Genomic DNA, 19,114 nt, shown 5'->3' with positions numbered 1-19,114 from the left:
AACATATGCGTTATAATTAACCTATATCTATCATAAGAAAGAGGAGATAAACATAGAAAAGACAATTACTTATTTTTATCCAGAAGAAAAAAAAGCATCGCATTTGAAAGTGTTTCAAGATCGGACAAATCAAATTAAAGGCTTTTATTTTACAAAAGAACAGATAAAAGAAATTGAAAAGTTAGATTCTTCCACCAATTATGCTATTTATTTTCTGTTTGACAATAGCGACTCAGATAATAAAAAAACGTATATAGGCCAATCCATAAATGGCGTAAAACGCATATTTGATCATATTAATAAAAAAGATTTTTGGTCTTACTGCATTTTATTTGTAACCGATAACAATAGCTTTGATAAGTTAACCATAGATTATATGGAATATGAATTTATTAAACGATTTAAAAAAAGTAACTTTACACTTATGAATAAAGACCCCCGTACAAATGAACCAAATGTTAGTATGTATGACAAACCCAATATTTTATCTTATATTAAACAAATTGAGTTTCTCTTAAGCGCTGAAGGAGTTTCAATTGATCCTGTTCCATCTAGCTTAATTAATGAGAAATTCTATTATCCTAAAAATAGAGAATACAAATCTCGTATTTTGTAAAAGATGGACAATTTGTCTTAACAAAAGATAGTGAATTACGCAGACCTGTAACATCGAGTGAGTTTTGGAAAACAGGTAATTTTTATACTCGTTACAATAGTGTCATTGATAGCTATATTGAAGATGGAAAGGTAATTGAAGAAGATGGAATTCTAAAAGCAGTTATTAATCTATCCTTTAATAGTCCTTCTCGTGTCGCTGAGTTAGTTTCGGGCGTTCTACTAATGGTTGGAGTTTTTTTGAAGGTTTAAAAGAATTGCAAACATTAGATCAAGAATAAAAAAAGAGATCCTAACCTCTATTTTTGCTAAACATAGACCTTTAAACTTGTAATATCGCCATATTTTTCCCTGCACGTTTTCGAATAAAGTTGTATGGAATTTTGCGGCGATATAAATTTGATATAACTTAAGAATTTTAAATATTAATCCTACATTATATATAAGAAAGGAATATAACATGGTCAAAATAACAAAGGAAATCTATGAACAAATAAAAATTGATCTTCCAAAAATAGAGGAGAGTTTATCTTCACGAAATGGCTCCGAAAAGTTATGGAGAAACTTAAGAAGTAAATATTCTATTCTGTTACCCGGACTAACCAAACATGTCAGAGAGTCAGGGAAAATGGCTGCCGCTGGAACGGAGTTTGATTACCGTCCAGAACTTGAACAATTAAAAGAAGCTATATTAGCTTATATGATTGTTAATCCAGTAGAGCAACAGTCCAATGAGGAAATTGAGAATGAAGGGAGTGAACAATTAAACCAAACTCCCCTTCGGGCGGTAGATGAGATAATTAACGAAAAAATAGAAGAATCGAAGATATATATAAGATCTAAGGATTCTAAACAGAAGCAAATTGCATTAGAGAAAATTTGGGATACTTTCGAAAGATTAAAGACTGTTTATGGAGAAAATAAAAAGAAGTCTGTAGCTAAGCTAATTGATATAGTTAGTAAAGAATCAGAATTAACAAAAGAGCTGATAAGCAAAGAATTTCAGGAGTTAACACAGATAGGCAATACTTACCATATTAGGCATTTCGAAAATGGAAAAGAGCCTATTTATTCGGATGATTTTAGAGAGTATTTGTATTTTAGGATTTTAAGCTTAATAAGCTACTGTATAAATGAAATGAATCATTAATCAAGAAAAAATAACGCATTCTAAGCCAGTTTCAGATTTAAAAGTGGATCACTATCCACGAAAATGGACTAAAATGCGTTTTTTTATACCAATATCTTTCGTTAAGCTTAATTTTGCAACTTATAATTATAAGAAATGAGGTGGCAAAAAGAGGTTAGGTAGCGTTTATTAATTCATGTTCATTAGCCTTGAGTTATGAATGCAAATTATTAGATCATGTATCAAATTATATTTGTCATGTGTTTAGATTGTCCAATATCCTTTATACATACAAAAAGAACCTTAATCTGCTATGGTTATAGCAAATTAATCTCACCAAAAAAGGGTTCTCCCAACAAGAAGTTATTGGTTTAAGGAAGTCTGGCAATGATATAAAGGCCTTCCGTCTCTTAATCCTATTTTTTTTCGCGGAGAGGCCTACCTGTGATGTCTTTTCTTTCAGTCATCAGGTTAATTTGTTGCAGGAATGCCTCACTCTCTTCTCGAGTCATTTCTTTTTTCATTTCACTTTTGTTCGATTTCTTTAAACGTTCGAGCATCGTATCGATGTCTTCCAAACCCCAACGTTTGTTGCTATACCGTTTGTTAAGGTTTTTCAAGGCTTCTTTTTCCCCACTCGCATAAGCACGCAAGGCATTAATAACGCCTTGCATTAGTTCTCCTATTTTAGCAGTGTCTGTTTCGAGGTCTTCTTCTGATGTGACCAACACGAGTTGCACATGCAGGTTGGTATCTGGTTTCCAGCCCCTCCCCGTGTGAGCATCTAAAAACCCGTTCCACTCTTGAAGTTGCAAATCTTCAGCCAGTTGGATCTCAGCCATGCGCGCCTCCTCTTGTTTCGCATATGCATCCAAGTACATAATTGAGAGCTTAGCCGATGGGAATACTTGAGTCACTCCGACGTAATCATATGTATCAATCACATCGTATTCAATTAAAAAGCCATTCTCCTTGAAAATCCGGTTGACTTGGCTTAAGTCCGTTAATATTCTTTCTTGTTCATAATACCCAACGACCAATGCTTCACCTTCCTTGGTTTTAAGTCCAGTATCTATTACACGCGTTGGGAGGTTGTATTGCCTCTGATTTTGTTCGAAGTTCGTGATTCGCCTTTCATGTTCTAATTTTACTTCATAGGGTCGGTTGCTTTTGTCGCCTACCCCTCTAAATTGCATATCCATGCGTTTGCCTCCTAATTTTTTAGTTTTTGCGAAAATCGAGTCACTACCCTCGTGATGCATTTCAGAGTTAAATCACTATTGAGTGCTTCACCAATCGGATTGTACTTGTTCATAGCCGCCTCGACGCGATGATAATCCCTATATCCTATGTAACTGATGTAGTAGAAAACCAGTGCATCCGGGGTGTAGAAAAAAGATTTGACAATTACATTAAATATTATCGAATTCTTCTTTATCTAATTCCTCTAAATTGTTAATCAGGTAATTCTTATCTTTTCTCATAATATAACCTCCTTATATCTATCATACTCTTGTCTTATAGGTTTGGTTATTTTAACTCATTTTAATTATAGCAGGTTACTGTTTCATTCACTACTGTTTAAACGCCTCTGTCAGTACAAAGAAGACATGCTGTTTCCGTTTGTTTTGGGTACACCTAAACATTGCAAATATAAAAATAATATTTTTTCTAAAAGTATGATGTATATATTTAAAAAAAGAGATTAATGGTTGGATGTTACCTGTTACTTTATTTATCTTAAACATTGAGTACAAAATGATATCTAAGATGTTATTATTATAATACCTAGGTACTCAAACTTATAAATATAGATAATGAAGAAAAATCTTAAATTAGATATTTAAATTAATTAGAATATTGTTGCTCAATCCTTGTAAAAAATTAATAATTCTACCTCATTATCATGGAATTCCTGCTTTGATGTGTTATATCAACAGGTTACAGCCTTATTTTAGTCAATATGGGTGGCCAACTTAAATTTAAGATTTATGATAAAAAATTAACTAGTGAATATACATTTATGAAGGAACCGTAGTAATCTTACTCTTCCTTTGCTATATTTAAGAAAACAATAAACGGAGGACATCACCCTGAAAGAATTAGAATATTTATTGAGCACCTATCTAACAATAAACGAACGAGACCATAATATCTTTAGAGACACACTTGCTTATATTTTAAAAAATGGAATTGGTGCCAATCATTTAGAGGAAATTACACAAAGAACTTTTCTCGAAACAGAGCAAACTTTCCTAGCGCGGTGCATAAAAGAACTAAAGAAGAATCCGCAACATTTTCATTCTGCTGCTAAAACGTTATTGACGTGGTATGAAAGCTGGCGGGATAGCTTCCCTAAAATTACGGACAATAATCGGAAGCAAATGTTCCAAACGAAACCATATCATACGTGGCTCTATAGTCTTCTAAATGGACAGTACACACAATATTTGACTGAAACGGACCAATCTCTTGTAATAATAGCAGAAAAGGACTATCGACAGCTTTTGAAAAATGAAAAGAAACCAGCACCTACCGTACCAGAAGAAATCAATGACAACGAAGATCGCTTCTTTAAACTTCTAGAAATTGATCAGGAAGTCCAGTTGAAATATCAACTATTTGGTACCCGAATAGCCATCTACCATGAAAGTTACTGGTCAGAGGAAGTCCTCATCGAATGGTTCAACACGTATCATTTTGATAAAATCGATCAATATTCCGCCGTAGATGGCGCCAATGCATACGGAAATTACGACTATATTCTTTTCTTAACGAAACGCGCACAGCACGACACGCAGTATCAACTTGAAAGCCGATATGGAAAAAACAAGGTCTATCTATTAAGTAGGACCAACACTTCAGAAGTCTTAAAAGAATGGATTACACAATTGAACGGAAATGAGGCATTCACCCATGATTAATGCAACGGAATGGATTGACCAATTATTAGCTGAAAAAAATATAACTCCCCTCAAGGAAGAGAAACTGATTCAAATGGAGCCGAATTTCCAAACAATCGATGGCTTCGTCACTTATTTTTATAGTTTGATTGAAATAAATAGTAAAAAATTTGAGTTCCATTATGCTTACAACCAGTTTGGCTATACGAAGGCACTCCAGGTTTTATACACACAGATAGATAATCTTTATTCCGAGCGGATTACTTACAATGAAGCTTTGAAAACATATCTGCATGAGACCCTCATCCCTTATTATCGCGGTCGCTTTACGATTAACATGTCCCGCGAAATTAGCTTTCTGCCATTAGAACTGCGGATTTACATATATACCGAACTATTAAAAAAAGAGACCGTTTTTTATAACCAAGCTGCACTTTTAGATCGGCTATCCTTAACCTTATACAAAGCACATTATTACAAAGCTGGCTCCGTTGCAGTAGCTTTGTCCGCATGGAACAACTATAATGTTGATCAGCACTTAAAACAGACGTCTTCAAATTATTATTTCAAAATCCGGAAAGAATTAAAACGCGTTACCAAAAGTACAGACTTAAGAGAAGAAATTCTAAACCAAGCTGAAATGACCCCTGAAATTGCTGGAAGAGAGTTTTACTATGGAATAAAAGGGTTTACTAATCTTGAAAGTATTCATAACTTCGCTGCAGCTCCTTTATGTTTCGAGGCTTTTTCTATCTATTTTAAGCCCAACTTCAAAATTATTGAAGAACTTCACGAACCAATTTTTAAACAATTCCAAACAAAAAAAGGAAACCTACAGCTAGTAGAGCAGTTAAAACAAATGCGGTTAGATGAAGTAGAAGTAGCAACGACTTATTACACTGATGGCAATCCAGTAAGTCCTGATCTTATTACAGAACAGGTGAATCAACTGCAAGAAAAAGAAATCCGCCGACGATTCGGCACGGAGAAAAGCGACCAAGCCAATTACTTAAATGCAAATCGTAACCTACCCATTTGGGAAGAGAAGGAAGAGGACTTCCCCCCTCACATCAACTTTAAGGAACGACTAGGTTTCTATCTAAAAGTCCAATTTATCCTAGGTAGCCGTACCATTCATGTAAATGACTTTAACCGCATCATTACCTCCGGTGTCCGAGCGATGTTTCGCGGTGAAGGCTGGGAATTGCGCAATTTGAGCTTAGAGACCCATCTACTTTTGAATTTAGAAAAGTATGTCTTACTCCGAGAAGATGCACAAGTAGAAATGGCTTTCCTTTTGGTACAGACATTGATTAAAATCGCAGAAGAAACCATTGAACTGGACAATAATCAGCAATGGCCAATCGGAATGTATCATCATCCCGCTGATGGATCGTTGACGGTTGCCTACAGTAGCAAAACGGATACATTGCTCTACTGGGGCGAAACATACTTTTACTCCGGTATGAATAATGAAAAGGCGTTGATGGATGGACAATATATTAGCACCAATCTGGAACTTATAGATATTCAATCGTTCTCCCGGTCCGATAAGAAAATTTGGACAAAGAAAACACGAGAGCTGTTTAAGTACAGAGAACAGTACTGCAGAGCCCAGAAAGGTCTGATAAAATGAACCACGTCTTAAGTTACAAGACTCTCCATGTCCACTAGGAGTCAACTGAACCCATTTATTACTTGAAAAACTACCTCACCATGCATCGACATTATTTAGACACAGAAGCAGTAGATTATGAGTATATAAATGGATTGAAGTTAGCGCTACCCCAGTTTTTTTAGAGTGAGGAAAAGTATAATGACAGCAAAAAGTAATAAAGACAAAGATAAAAGTGAATATTTACCTGAGGATAAAGAATAAGCTATGTTAGCTGCTTGCCTTGTTGGATGCGTAGCATGCTTGATTCTTATGTTCCTGAAACTTCCAGAAATGTTTGATTTTGTTAGTCAAATTTTCATGGAGCAGCCATAATAAAAATCAGTTAAATCGAAAATAAGGAAAAGTTATTGTTAGAGTTTGAGGTACTATAAAAAACCTCGTTGTTTATGTCTATACAACGAGGTTTTTTATAGTACATATTATCACCTTGGTAAAGAATTCATACTATATTTTCGAGAAATTACGTAGGAAAGGGAAGGAATTGAAAAAATGGTATTTAATGCAGATAAAATAATCAAACAAGCGTATAAGAATAAAGATTCTATAGTTAAAAGTGATTGCTGTGGCTGTTACAATTGTACGAAGTTGTTTACTCCTAATAAAGTGGAAGAATATGTTGACAATGGGCAAACAGCTATTTGTCCCTATTGTGGTATGGATTCTGTGATTGGCACAAACATGGGGTACAATATAACAACAAATTTTCTGAAGCAGTTAAAAAAAGAAATTTTTGAATTCTAGTATTAAAATCTATTTTTTTCAGGCTAGAAAACCAACTATCTTTTTCGAAAGTCTTAATAATCAAACAAAACCAACCAAGCAACATATACTATTGCTTGGTTGGTTTTCGTTTTTACTATAAATTTTTTGTAGTGCGATAACAAGAACTCTTAAAAATGGCAGTGTTCATTGAATGAATACCAATTATTATTGTTAACTATGATGTGATCTAACAGTTCTATCCCTAATATCTCCCCTGCATCTGCTATTCTGTCAGTGAAAAACAAATCCGCTTGATAGGGATCTAAATTCCCACTAGGGTGGTTATCAAACAGCAAGATTATTGCTCCATTATTCAATAAAAGCACTACGGAATATTTCTCTGGGATGGGCAACGCTGGAGTTCAAAACACCTTGAAAAAACGCGGTGTATCGCATTTATTCCATTTTGGAAATCTAAAACAACTAGCAGCAACACTTCTTGGGCCTCATCTCCAATTTCTGCTATTCCAATTTGAGCAGCCAATCGAGTTGAAGTGATTTTCACTTGATATTCAATCGGTCTTTTCATTACGACTTGTCTTACTTTAACGATCTCAGTAATATTATTTTTTATTCCCATTTTCTTGCTCCTTTCAATTTAATAACAAGATAAAAAGCTCTTTCTGTGGTGAAGAACTTTTTTACTAAATATATGTGATATAAAATAAATGTTTGTGTGAAAATGAGTAAATAAACTTTATCCAATGACAGATAATAACCATATTTAAGATGAGCAAATAATTGAATAAATATAGAAAATAAATAAGTATATTTTTATTAAACTTTCAATTTATAAACTATAATCACTAAAGGCGTTTAACTGAATTATTCCGTTCCCAATTAGAAAGAGTGATAAACACCCTGCTACGGACAGAATTAACGGCTTTCTTGGATTATGAAAAATATGACCGCACTGGTTTTAATTCAGGTAATTCGAGGAACGGATCTTATTTTCGATCAATCAAAACCGAATATGGTGAATTAACATTGGAGATACCTAGAGATCGAAATGGTGAGTTTAAACAATAAACTTTACCAGCTTACAAAAGAACAAACGACATATTGGAAACCACCATTATCCATTTGTTCAAAAAAGGCGTTACGCTGTCTGAAATCGCTGATTTAATCGAAAAAATGTATGGACATCACTATACTCCACAAACCATGTCAAACATGACTAAAGTGTCGACTGAAGAAGTAAACGCATTTAAAGCAAGAGCCTTAAATGATAAGTATGTCTCTATTTTTATGGACGCTACTTATATTCCATTAAAACGTCAAACCGTGTCCAAAGAAGCCATTTACATTGCCATTGGAATACGAGAAGATGGTACTAAAGAAATACTAAGATATGCAATTGCTCCGACAGAGTCAACACACGTTTGGAATGAGCTGCTACAAGATATTAACTCCAGAGGGGTTCAAGATGTCTTGCTCTTTATTACGGATAGCTTAAAAGGTATGAAAGACACCATTCATAAAATTTATCCAAAAGCAAAATACCAACATTGTTGTATCCATGTGTCTCGTAATATTGCTCATAAATTACGTGTCAAAGAACAAAAAGAAATCTGTGATGACTTTAAGACTGTTTATCAAGCCAATTCAAAGGAAGAAACGAATACCTTCTTGTCCTGTATGGTTGAGAAGTGGCAGAAAACTTATCCTAAAGTGACGCAGTCACTCATAGAGAACCAAGATTTGTTGACTTTTTATGAGTTTCCGCCCAGTATTCTCAGAACCATTTACTCAACCAATCTGATCGAGTCTTTCAATAATCAAATCAAGATATACAGCCGCAGAAAAGAGCAGTTTCAAAATGAAGAATAATTAGGACGATTTATTTACACAAAACTATTGACGCTCTCAAAGAATCTTAACTAAAGGTACAATTTTACAATTGGTGAATACATTAATTAGATAAAGTCATATATATAGTGGTAAGAAACTTTGATTTTATTAGAAACATTATTGTAACTAACTATATCTTCTGATAACATTTGTTAGCTAAAGATAATTGTATGATTTTATTACTAAACGAAGAAAAAGAGATCAGCATATTACTATCTATAACACACCTGACTAACTGTATTCATTACTTTAACCTAGTAACTTTGTTAAATTATATCCCTAGAAAACAAGATGGAACTTTGAAATTCCACAATATTTCTAGTTGTATTACAGCTTAATAGTATTTAAAAAATAGGAGGAATATATTATGTCAAAAAAAGTAACTACCTTCCGGAAGATAAAGAATATTTCATTTTAGTGACCTTTCTTATAGTTGTATCTGTATCAATTGGAGCAAGTTTAATCCACTTTTTTATCCATATAGAAGATAACATTGACATCATTAAATCTATCTATCATGGAGAAAAAATTGTAGTTAATTTAATATCTTTTTTTTAACTAAAGACTGATTAAACTCTTCACTACTTGCTTTTAAAATTATATTGGCAGACCCTATGTTATTATGTAACAAAGTACCTCTAAAGTATCATTTAAGAAGATTATATAAAATCGCGAAAGGATGAATCGAATGGAACTTAATACACAGGAAATAATTAAACAATCTTATAAGAACACAAATTCGATCGCTAAAAGCAATCAATGTGGTTGTTATAACTGCACAAAAATATTTACTCCGGATATGATAGTAGAGTATATAGATAATGGACAAACAGTTGTTTGTCCATTTTGCGGTATTGATTCCGTTCTCGGATCAAACATGGGTTATGATTTCAATTTAAAATTTTTAACAAAGTTAAAAAAAGAAATTTTTGAAGATGACAACACAATTTATATCAATAAAAACTAACTTTTTGAAGTACGTATACACCTTAAGTATAACTATTGTTATGATTAAGGTGTGTACATTTCTATCAAACCATAATTCTAAGCAAAAAGGCGTATTTAAAAATTTCTATAACAATAAATAACGCAGTAGCTCTTTTTGAGAAATACTTTCTAATGAGTTTTCAGACATTCCCCAAATGATTTCTTGTAATTCTTCTAAAGAGATTGTTTTATTTTCATATTCTCTGATAACTTCATATATTTCCATCATATAGAATTTACCCTTTATGACCCCCAACCATTCCACTTCTTGAAATAGCTGTGCCACCTCTCGTTAAACTACTTGCATGAACTAGCGAGCTGAAACCATATTTCTTTCTTATTTTATCTACTACTGTTTCCAATTCTTCTTTATGGATAGTTTTTTCGGGTTCTTCAAATAAATTTAACTGTAGTTCTTTTTTGTAATCAATTTTTCCGCAACGAATAGATATTTGTCTAACTGGCTGATTAGTATAATTATGTCTAAATAGTTGCAGACAAGTTTCAATGATTTTAGTGTTTGAGGACGTTGGAAAAACTTTCATCTGTTGATTAAAACCCTTATCTAATATATCTCTGGAATATCCAATGGATAAATGGATTACTCCTGTTTCTGCTTTATGTTTTCGTAACCTGGCGGATATTTCATCTGCCATTTCTCTAATAACCACTTCAATTTCATATTGATTAACATAGTCTCTTTTTAATATCTGACTTTTTCCATATCCTCTAGATTTTGGAATATACTTTTCTGATAATATAGTCTGATCGATTCCATGAGCATGATAAAAGAGTTGTTCTCCAATGACTCCATGAATTCGTTTTAGTGCTTTAACATCATATTGCGAAAGACTATAAACAGAATCTATTCCTAAGTTGTATAAATTTCTTGCTGTATTTCCTCCAATACCCCACATATCAGTAATAGGGTAGATTTTCCATAACTTCTCTGGCACATCTTCATAATGCCAAACAGCAATTTGAGATTTGTTCTTTTTTGCTTCGTTATCTAGTGCTAATTTTGCAAGTAAAGGATTATCTCCAATCCCAATTGCTGTTACCAATCTCAATTTATGAAAAATTCTTAGTTGTATTTTTCTAGCAATTTCTTCTGTTGAACCATAAAGAGCGTGTGAATGCGTAACGTCTAAAAAACTTTCGTCAATACTGTAAATATGTATGTCTTCCTCAGAAACAAATTCTTTAAATATCTCATTTATCATCATATTAACTTTTATATACAATGACATTCTAGGTTCGACTATTTGTATTTTTGAATTTTTAGGTATTTCAAACCGCCTTGAACCTGTTCTTATGCCATATTCTTTTTTTACTCTAGGCGAGCTTGCTAAAACTAACCCACCCTCTAATTCTGGATTGCTCATTACGACAATATAGGATTCTAAAGGATGTAAATGTCTTTTAACAGATTCTACCGAAGCAAAAAAAGATTTAACGTCAATACAAAGAATATCACGTCTTGATTGGTAGCTATAATCCATTCTTATCATATTTCTACACCTCTTTATATTTTAAACTGTAAACCATTTCTTTACTTTCGATACTTCAACATTGCGTATCAAATCTATCTCACAAACAACAATTTCAGTGTCTACAGTTTGAACATAAATATTATTTTCATAATACCCAAAAACTACCCCTATAATATCGTCTTGATAATTACCATTAAATAAACAATCTAATTGAATAGTTACCATTACTTTTTGACTGAAAGAATGATCAATTAAACCATAAATAGATTCTACAGACTGTTTTTCTTTTTCTATATTTACTTTTCTATTATTTATTTTTTCTTCTTTTAAGATTTCAGTATGCTCTGACAGTATCAATCCTTGCCATTTCGCCATTTTTCTATCTACATAGTCCGATGTATTAGGGTTTATGATCATATTTTTTTCTTCCAGCTCATTGTCCAAGTTAGTCACCTTCTTGTACTCTTTTAACACCATTATACGAACGTTTGTTCTTTTTGTAAAGAATTATAGTCATATACTTGCATTAAATTAACGTTAAAAATAAGGCACAATGTTAGCATTTTCCTTTTACAAAAGGCAAAATTCTTTAAAAGAATACCAACTGCTATCACTCACTATGATATGGTCTAAGAGTTCTACCCCTAATAAGTCTCCTACTTTAGCTATTCTGTTAGTGAATATCCTATCTTCTTCAGAAGGTTCTACATTCCCACTAGGATGGTTATGGTAAATCAATATTTTTGCGCCATTATTCAATAAAGCACTTCTAAATATCTCACTAGGATGTGCAATACTTGATTTTAAACTACCTTGGAAAACGCGATGTATAGCGTTTATTTCATTTTGTGAATTTAAGATAAGTAAAAGCAAGACTTCTTGTGCTTCGTCACCAATTTCTGCTACTCCAATTTGGGCAGCTACTTCAGTTGAACTAATATGTAGTTGATATTCAACAGGTCTTTCTAGTATCACTTGTTTAACTTTAACAATCTCAATAATCATATTTTTTTCTACAATTTTTTTTGTTTTTTCTAACATATTATCGCTCCTTTTTTTATCAAAACGTAAAATTAAACTCTTACTCATTATTTAAATATACGTCAAGAATTTCTATTTCTTTTTTTTACTCACTTTATTTTTTTATTTATCTTTTAGTTTTTTTGTGTCATAACCATTCAGATCTAAGATCTAGATTTTTTTCATTTTGTTGGCTAGTCAATAATCGTAAAATTAAAAACAACTGAAAAAAAATAAGCTACTAATTGCTCCAGCAATTAGTAGCTTTTTACTTTTTTATTTTGTTGCTGAAGCTGCACTTGTTATACTTTTAGCTTTCATCATATACATTCGAGTAGCCATTTTACCACCTTGCATAGTTGCTTTACCAGATCCTGTTCCATACCACATGCTTCTTAAAACACTTGGCCCACGAATAATTAATACACCAAAACCAATTAGCAACATAAAACTGTACCATTCAAAGGTTGTACTAGATAATACTTCTACAATCCCAACCATTAAACCCATTTGGACAATAATACTCACAATTTGGCTCAGAAATTCGCGCCACCATACGGACATATAATTGTACTCTTCATTGATAATAGATATTGCTGCCCAAACACTCAGCAACTCCAACAAGACGAGATCCGCATGATAAATACATATTTTGATTAAGAAGGTCGCAAATACAATAAGTAAGAATAAAAGTAAGATAAGTGTACTGATAACATTAGGTGCTACTTGCGAAACGTCCTCTATTTCAATAAAGGAATTAATTTTATTTGCTGTCATTCCACCAATTGAACTAAACATCCATTCTCCTAATGGATAGACAATCATATCGAGTGAAAAAATTAAAATTAACGGTAATATTAGTACCATTGCACTAGCCTTAAAAGAATCGACAATCAATACCCATACAGAAGCGTCTCGACTACCTTCCGCTTCAGATAATAAAAAAATCAATACTTTAGATAAAGCAATTGTAACCAACATTACACCACCAAAAGCTATAAAAATTCCATACAGTTGAGAAAAAAATCCGCTTAGTGCATTGTGATCAAAAATAAGTTTGCCTAATAAATTGAAAGTCGTTTCTAATAGGTCAGTAATCCATTCTTTAAACATTTCAGCTACTTTAGCACCCATTCTTACCACTCCCAATCAGATGTAGCATTTACTTTCCAATCTCCATTTTCCTTAGTCATCTCTACATTTAATACATCGGAAGATGATACAGAAGTATAATCTGTTGATATAAGGTATGTTACAGTTTCATCTTCAGTATTAACCTCACTTTCGTCAATATCAAATGCTCTCCAAAGTACACCATTATCATATTCTTCACCACTCTCTCTCAAAAAAAACGTATTTCGACTAAATGCAGCATCTGTATTGACCTCATAATTTTCAACCTCTTCAGTAATTGTTTCTTGGTAACTTTCTGTTAAGTAAGGAAAAACATCCTCTTCTAAACGAGCTTGTAAATCATCATTACTTAAATCCGAAAAACGTTCTCGCTCTTCGTGTAGAGTCAAAAAACTTTCTAACTGATCTGTACTCTGTACTAGTGCCTCTTCTTCGTTAAAGCCACATCCGGATAAAAAGAATGAGACACTCAATAGCATTAACCCTTTCGTTCCTTTAATCATTACGTCACTACCTTCCTTAGTTCATTGACTTAAAAAATCCGGCCGCTTCAGTTATTATTCCTTGTTCTTTTTGCTCTTTTGCTTTTTCTCGTTCTTCAGACTGTTCCTTTTCTCGTTCGGTTCGATTCTCAGCGTCTGCTTTCATGTAGGATTGATAGTTTTCTTTATCTTGTTCGAATTTTTCTAGTTGTGCAGATGTAGAATGTGGTGTGTAGTCACTTTGATTCAATAAGAATTTAGGTTGCGGAAATAACTCAAATTGGAAAGCTTTTTTCGCTTGAATGGGGCGTTTATTTTGAAAGATAATCAAACTCGTATCATCTGCCATCTGCATAATTTCACCAGCCGTCATTAAATCTCTTCCCGTGTAACTTTGATTTTCGCTAGAACTACTAGAATTGTTTTCTTTCCCATGTTGTGTGCTCTCAGACTCAGTTTCAACCTTTACAGTAGCCTTATCCAACAACCGTTTAAAGTACTCAGCAGTAGTCGAATTTGCAGCGTTTAAGCACGTTTTCACTGCACAGTTCCCTAAAATACTTTCCGCTTTTTTATCGCCATATTTATCCTGCAATTGCGTCAAGGTTTGAATAATGGTGGCCACTCCAATTCCATACCCTCGACAAGTAGCTAAAAATTCTTCATATCCAGGAAATTTACCTAAGTTCACAAATTCATCTAAAATAAAGTTCACTGATTTTGGCAATTTTGAGTGGTTCTCAGATGCAAAATCATAGAGTTCGTTAAATAACTGGCTAAAAAAGATATTGATTAGCCCTTCCCACGATTGATCCATCACCGGAATAATCACGTAAAGCACCATTTTTTTGCGTCCAATATCGCGTAAATTAAAATCGCTAAATCGTGTGAATTCGGCGACTTCATCATCCACAAAGTCGGAAATCGTTGTTAGAAGGGACATAATGATACTGCCTTGCATGTCTCCTTTGGCTTTTTTATAGCCTAATTCATAGGCTCGTCTAGCTGGGTGTTTGCGTTCAAGTTTTAAAAACTCTTCATCTAAGCCACTTTCGCCATCTTCATCTGATTCTGGGTCAAACTCTTGTAAAAAGTCTAAGATGCCCTCCATATTTCGTCTCTCAGGAGGCAATTCATACTTCACGAACAAAATAAGAGCCTTTAACAGTGCTCTTTGTGAGTAATACCAAACGTCTCTTTTACTGTCTTTGTTAGCACTGTCCACAATTTTAGTTGCCACTGTTGTGGCATGAATGTCTTTTTTGACGTAATCAATAGGATTGTGTCGGTCAGAAGCCATCATATTTGCAAAATTCAAGACCCGGACGTCATATCCTTGCTGCTGTTTAACGGCAGCTGTTTGCTCATAAACTTCTCCTTTTGGATCCGTCACAACGATGCTATTTTCCGTTTCATTGTAGACATTTGTAATCACAAAACTTTGTGTTTTAAAAGACCCTGGTCCTCCCATCACCATTATGTTTCGATTGGGTTTCGATTCAGTGGGTTGAATAATGACTTTACTATTTAAAATACCTAAAATGGTTCCTGTCATCTGGTTTCCTCCCCTTCAGTTGGTTGATCAAGCGAAGCGGTAAAGTTTTTCAGTATCTCTTGTTTAGATTGAGCCAGGTAATTTTTACCGTCAAAAATTTCTTTTTCACGTGCCCAGCGTGCTGAACCATGATATTGGTTTCGTTCATCGGCTTCCCATCCCTCTTTCTTTTCTTTAGACGCTAATTTAATTTGGACAGAAGCACAATAAAGTAAAAGACCGATGGTTCCCATTATAAATAATGGATTTTTTGTTTCAATCAACGTTTGGATCGTTTGAAAAGGATGAAGAAGTGTTTCTTTTACTGTTTCGAGTAAGATAGTAGTCGTTAAAGACAATTTAAATTTGGAAAAGGTCATGATTAATTGAGTCACCACTACCAAGCACCACTCTGAAAGGACAAAACTAACGAGAAACCAAACGAGTTTCTTTTTTATTTTGTTGAAAAATTTTTCCACCGAATACCTCCCTTAACGGCTTTAGTTGGTTACTGTCAAACCTAGATTTATTAATTGGTTAATCTTATACTCCCCATTAGTTTCAATGAGGGTAACTTGATACAGTTGTGGCAAAGTAGAAACCACTTCATGATCCAACGAGTATTCAGTAGTTAATTGAACCAAAAAAGTCAATTCATCCGTCGGATGAAGATAAATAGTCAGTTCCGTTAACTGATTCTTTATATCTAAAAGTGGCGGTTCTTCAGAAGAAAGTTCTTTCAGATATTGGATTGTTTCACGTGTAGCCTTGTTTTGTAAGTGTTCAAAACGAGTAAGATAGGTATCGTTATCGTAGTCTAAATAAGTACGTAAGCCTTCTTCAATCACTGTCAGTTTCTTTTGATTCGCAACAGTGTCATTAAATTGAGTGTCTTGCTTGATTAGTTTTTCCATCGTTTTTAAGTCATTTTCTGTTTTTGAGAGCTTATTTTCTAACGTTTGATTTGTCTGGTTTAAACTAAAGAGCGATACGAACAAAATCAATACCGTTACACTTCCAGTAACGGTTAGCAGCAATTTTTTCATCTTTATACCCTCACTCTTTTTAAATCATTCTTTACAATCCCAACAATGATGCCGGATCGATTCGATTATTGTTTTGATAGACCTCAAAATGCAAATGTACACCCGTGGAAGATCCAGAAGTACCCATATAGCCAATGGGTTCGCCTGTTTCAACTTGTTGACCAGGTAAAACGGTGACTTCTTTTAAATGAGCGTAGAGCGTCTCTATTCCATTCTCATTCGTTAGTTTCACGTAATTCCCCCAACTGCTGGAATAAGCTGCTTGAGTAACTTTCCCCTTCAATGCCGCAAAAACAGGTGGATTTCCACCGTTCGCAGGCGCAAAGTCAATACCTCCATGCAGTTTGTTTTCTCCCGTTATAGGGTGGACGCGAAAACCAAAAGCAGACGTAATGGTTTGATCCTCAACTGGAAAGGCTAGTACCCCATTGCCCGTTACTCCATCGGTTAAAGCCTGTTGTACTAAATCGGCATAATAAAAATTACCGCCATTCGTGTATAAGTAATTGCCCTTTTCATCAGCCACTGAAGCTGAATAAGGATACGTTTGATCGGATGTATTGCCTAAGGAAGGCGCGACGACTTCTTTAGAATACGTTTCTGCCAATTCAATTGTGTGAACACCACCGTTATCTGCAATATACGTTAAATAGCCACTACCAAAGTTGTAGCTTTGAATCGCTGTGTTTAAGTCCACTCCTGTTTGATTCATTTGATCAATCACATTTTTAAAGTGCTTTATCCCTATCTGAATACTATAAACGGGATCTTGAATGGCATTAGGTGCTAAACCAATGGCTTCACTCGACTGCATGACATCTAACTGAGATCCATCTGTTTCAGTAGCTGTAATGGCCAATACAATCTCTATATAGTCTTCCATCCCATATTTGGCTAGTTCCTCTTCCATGATGGGTTTCCATTTTAGAACTGATTCAGGTATAGAAGCCAATTCGTTCTCATCAGTTCCAGTAAAATAACTGGAAAAGGCGGTAACTAATAGGGTAATTAAGAGGACGAGGCCCAATGCAGACCAAGCAAGAACTTTTCCAATTTTACTCTTAACATAAAACGTTAGTGGCTTCATTTACATTCTCACCAACTTTACTCGTTGTTTTGTAGTATCTCAATCTCTTTAGTCAAAGCCGCAATTTTATCATTCTGAATTTTTTGTTTTTCTTCCTTCTTCTCATCATCTTCTTTAATGGCTTTTAAATCTTCTTCTGCTTTTGCCAATTCATTTTCTGCTTGTTTAAGTTTAATTTTGTTTTCTAAAGGAGCTGACGGAAATTTTTCTAGTACTTTTTGTGCACTGGTCACATCATCATTGGTTAGATAAGCCAATCCCATTCTGACTGCTGTTTCTTCATCTTCTAGAAATGGTAGAGCAGAAGACATTGCAGCCGTATCATAAGCCACAATAGCCTTTTCAGTTTCTAATTTAGTGGAGTGCTCTTCTGCAACTTCTGTCAGCGCTAAATCAAGAACCGCTTCACTTTGATCGTTGTCATAGTAATGGGCAATAACCGGCTCCAGAAATGAAACATCTGTATCTATGGCTTGTTGGTATTGGTTATTTTCAAAGTACATAGTGGCAATTGCCTCTTTAGATTCTCCAGCTTTTTTCATAGCGGTAGCTGCTTTTTCATAGTCTTTATTAACAATCTGTTGATTGGCTTCTAGTGAATAGTTTTTTTGTTCCAAGTCTTGTTCCATTGCTTGAACAATTTGTTCTTGCTGAGCATTAGCGTGTTGCTTGGTGAACCCTACTGCCGTCAAAGAAAAGAAAACACTCGCAGCCAAAGCATAAAAGGTTCGTTTCTTTAGTTTTTCTTTATTGGTTGAGTTATGTTGAATGTAATCATAGGTCACAAAATCATAAGCTTCTTCAATAATCAGCAACATTTCTTGTCTAGTACTAGCCTGAATAACGGCATTGACCAATTCATTCCCACGCTTTAAGACTTCTTCTTTTTCTTCTAAGCACGTTTCATAACTAAAATTAGTCAAAATAGCTAAAACTAACGCTTTATACCGATCAAGATTGGAATACTTATGTTCTTGTGGTAACACATCCGTAGCCAAGTACGTATATTTTATCGTTTGCATTGGATAATAAAAAATTGTGGCCGGATGAATACTTACAAAGTCAGCCGTTTGTTGTAATATATTCTCTCTTAATAGCGTTTGGGCAATCGATAACTTAACGGAGTATTCTTCTTTTTTTATCATGGTGAGAGATTTCATGCTTTCCAAGCGTTCATAGTGAAGGTATAGTGTATGGTCATCTTCCTCTACTTGAATTAAGTTAAAAAAATGAACGTCATTTTGTTTTTTTAGACTCTCTATATCTTCGATTTGATTGTATGAACACCGATTTTTTGAAATTTCATACACGATTTTTTCTTTAAACAATTTGATACTTCCAAATTCAAAGTTCATCACCTTAAAATCTTGCCATCCTAGCATCTTATCCCTCC

General features: G+C 34.0%; 20 protein-coding genes and 1 pseudogene. 7 read left to right on the top strand and 14 right to left on the bottom strand.

The features are described 5' to 3' along the window. Window positions 1-103: 103 nt before the first annotated feature. Both BR65_RS01155 and BR65_RS01150 read left to right on the top strand, forming a co-directional pair. Window positions 104-616: a GIY-YIG nuclease family protein gene (locus BR65_RS01155; RefSeq protein WP_034536359.1), complete on the top strand. Its 513-nt coding sequence runs from the start codon at window positions 104-106 to the stop codon at window positions 614-616. Between the two features lie 459 nt (window positions 617-1,075). Further along, a complete protein-coding gene (locus BR65_RS01150; protein WP_034536358.1) occupies window positions 1,076-1,765 on the top strand; it encodes a hypothetical protein in 690 nt (229 codons plus the stop codon). A gap of 395 nt (window positions 1,766-2,160) precedes the next feature. Here BR65_RS01150 and BR65_RS01145 read toward each other — a convergent pair whose 3' ends face one another. Further along, window positions 2,161-2,946: a hypothetical protein gene (locus BR65_RS01145; RefSeq protein WP_034536357.1), complete on the bottom strand. Its 786-nt coding sequence runs from the start codon at window positions 2,944-2,946 to the stop codon at window positions 2,161-2,163. Window positions 2,947-3,858: 912 nt separating this feature from the next. On the opposite strand from BR65_RS01145, the gene BR65_RS01140 reads away from it, so the two are divergent. The 3 genes from BR65_RS01140 (at window position 3,859) to BR65_RS01130 (ending at window position 7,066) form a co-directional block, all read left to right on the top strand. Further along, window positions 3,859-4,668: a hypothetical protein gene (locus tag BR65_RS01140; protein WP_034536356.1), complete on the top strand. Its 810-nt coding sequence runs from the start codon at window positions 3,859-3,861 to the stop codon at window positions 4,666-4,668. Next, the gene (locus BR65_RS01135; protein WP_034536355.1) at window positions 4,661-6,283 is read left to right on the top strand and encodes a hypothetical protein; all 1,623 of its coding nucleotides are present in this window, start codon (window positions 4,661-4,663) and stop codon (window positions 6,281-6,283) included. Before BR65_RS01140 ends, BR65_RS01135 begins: the two co-directional genes overlap by 8 nt. Window positions 6,284-6,814: 531 nt before the next feature. After that, window positions 6,815-7,066, top strand: a complete 252-nt coding sequence (locus tag BR65_RS01130; RefSeq protein ID WP_034536353.1) for a hypothetical protein — start codon at window positions 6,815-6,817, stop codon at window positions 7,064-7,066. Between the two features lie 149 nt (window positions 7,067-7,215). Here BR65_RS01130 and BR65_RS13570 read toward each other — a convergent pair whose 3' ends face one another. Continuing rightward, window positions 7,216-7,413, bottom strand: a complete 198-nt coding sequence (locus tag BR65_RS13570; protein WP_244877138.1) for a JAB domain-containing protein — start codon at window positions 7,411-7,413, stop codon at window positions 7,216-7,218. Then, window positions 7,413-7,667: a hypothetical protein gene (locus BR65_RS01125; RefSeq protein ID WP_034536351.1), complete on the bottom strand. Its 255-nt coding sequence runs from the start codon at window positions 7,665-7,667 to the stop codon at window positions 7,413-7,415. The genes BR65_RS13570 and BR65_RS01125 overlap by 1 nt, the downstream gene beginning before the upstream one ends. A 219-nt stretch (window positions 7,668-7,886) precedes the next feature. Between BR65_RS01125 and BR65_RS01120 the strand changes: the two are divergent. Both BR65_RS01120 and BR65_RS01115 read left to right on the top strand, forming a co-directional pair. Further along, window positions 7,887-8,914: pseudogene (locus BR65_RS01120) on the top strand (IS256 family transposase); the annotation flags it as partial. A gap of 712 nt (window positions 8,915-9,626) precedes the next feature. After that, entirely contained in the window at window positions 9,627-9,905 is a 279-nt protein-coding gene (locus BR65_RS01115; protein ID WP_034536349.1) for a hypothetical protein, read from the top strand. A 105-nt stretch (window positions 9,906-10,010) separates the two neighbouring features. Here the strand turns inward: BR65_RS01115 and BR65_RS13770 are convergent, their stop codons facing one another. From BR65_RS13770 to BR65_RS01065, 11 genes are all read right to left on the bottom strand, one after another. After that, complete coding sequence (locus BR65_RS13770; protein WP_156098830.1) at window positions 10,011-10,154, bottom strand: hypothetical protein; 144 nt, start codon at window positions 10,152-10,154, stop codon at window positions 10,011-10,013. Between the two features lie 7 nt (window positions 10,155-10,161). Next, entirely contained in the window at window positions 10,162-11,436 is a 1,275-nt protein-coding gene (locus BR65_RS01110) for a Y-family DNA polymerase (RefSeq protein ID WP_081901339.1), read from the bottom strand. Between the two features lie 21 nt (window positions 11,437-11,457). Continuing rightward, window positions 11,458-11,871 (bottom strand): hypothetical protein, encoded by a 414-nt coding sequence (locus tag BR65_RS01105; RefSeq protein ID WP_156098829.1) that lies wholly within the window; start codon window positions 11,869-11,871, stop codon window positions 11,458-11,460. A gap of 117 nt (window positions 11,872-11,988) precedes the next feature. Continuing rightward, a complete protein-coding gene (locus tag BR65_RS01100; RefSeq protein ID WP_034536346.1) occupies window positions 11,989-12,459 on the bottom strand; it encodes a JAB domain-containing protein in 471 nt (156 codons plus the stop codon). A 255-nt stretch (window positions 12,460-12,714) separates the two neighbouring features. After that, the gene (locus BR65_RS01095; protein ID WP_034536345.1) at window positions 12,715-13,572 is read right to left on the bottom strand and encodes a conjugal transfer protein TrbL family protein; all 858 of its coding nucleotides are present in this window, start codon (window positions 13,570-13,572) and stop codon (window positions 12,715-12,717) included. A gap of 2 nt (window positions 13,573-13,574) precedes the next feature. Then, entirely contained in the window at window positions 13,575-14,075 is a 501-nt protein-coding gene (locus tag BR65_RS01090; RefSeq protein ID WP_034536342.1) for a hypothetical protein, read from the bottom strand. 16 nt (window positions 14,076-14,091) lie between these two features. After that, on the bottom strand, window positions 14,092-15,609 hold the full coding sequence (locus BR65_RS01085; protein ID WP_034536340.1) for a VirD4-like conjugal transfer protein, CD1115 family: 1,518 nt from the start codon (window positions 15,607-15,609) through the stop codon (window positions 14,092-14,094). Next, entirely contained in the window at window positions 15,606-16,067 is a 462-nt protein-coding gene (locus BR65_RS01080) for a hypothetical protein (protein WP_034536339.1), read from the bottom strand. Before BR65_RS01080 ends, BR65_RS01085 begins: the two co-directional genes overlap by 4 nt. Window positions 16,068-16,088: 21 nt before the next feature. Then, complete coding sequence (locus BR65_RS01075; RefSeq protein WP_034536337.1) at window positions 16,089-16,634, bottom strand: hypothetical protein; 546 nt, start codon at window positions 16,632-16,634, stop codon at window positions 16,089-16,091. A gap of 31 nt (window positions 16,635-16,665) precedes the next feature. Then, the gene (locus tag BR65_RS14055; protein ID WP_051932597.1) at window positions 16,666-17,721 is read right to left on the bottom strand and encodes a lysozyme family protein; all 1,056 of its coding nucleotides are present in this window, start codon (window positions 17,719-17,721) and stop codon (window positions 16,666-16,668) included. A 17-nt stretch (window positions 17,722-17,738) separates the two neighbouring features. Next, complete coding sequence (locus BR65_RS01065; protein WP_034536336.1) at window positions 17,739-19,103, bottom strand: hypothetical protein; 1,365 nt, start codon at window positions 19,101-19,103, stop codon at window positions 17,739-17,741. Window positions 19,104-19,114 lie beyond the last annotated feature (11 nt).

This window comes from Carnobacterium inhibens subsp. inhibens DSM 13024 (assembly GCF_000746825.1).
GTDB lineage: Bacteria > Bacillota > Bacilli > Lactobacillales > Carnobacteriaceae > Carnobacterium_B > Carnobacterium_B inhibens.
Note: the sequence above shows the minus strand (reverse complement) of the source record. Positions and strands in the feature narration are given on the sequence as shown.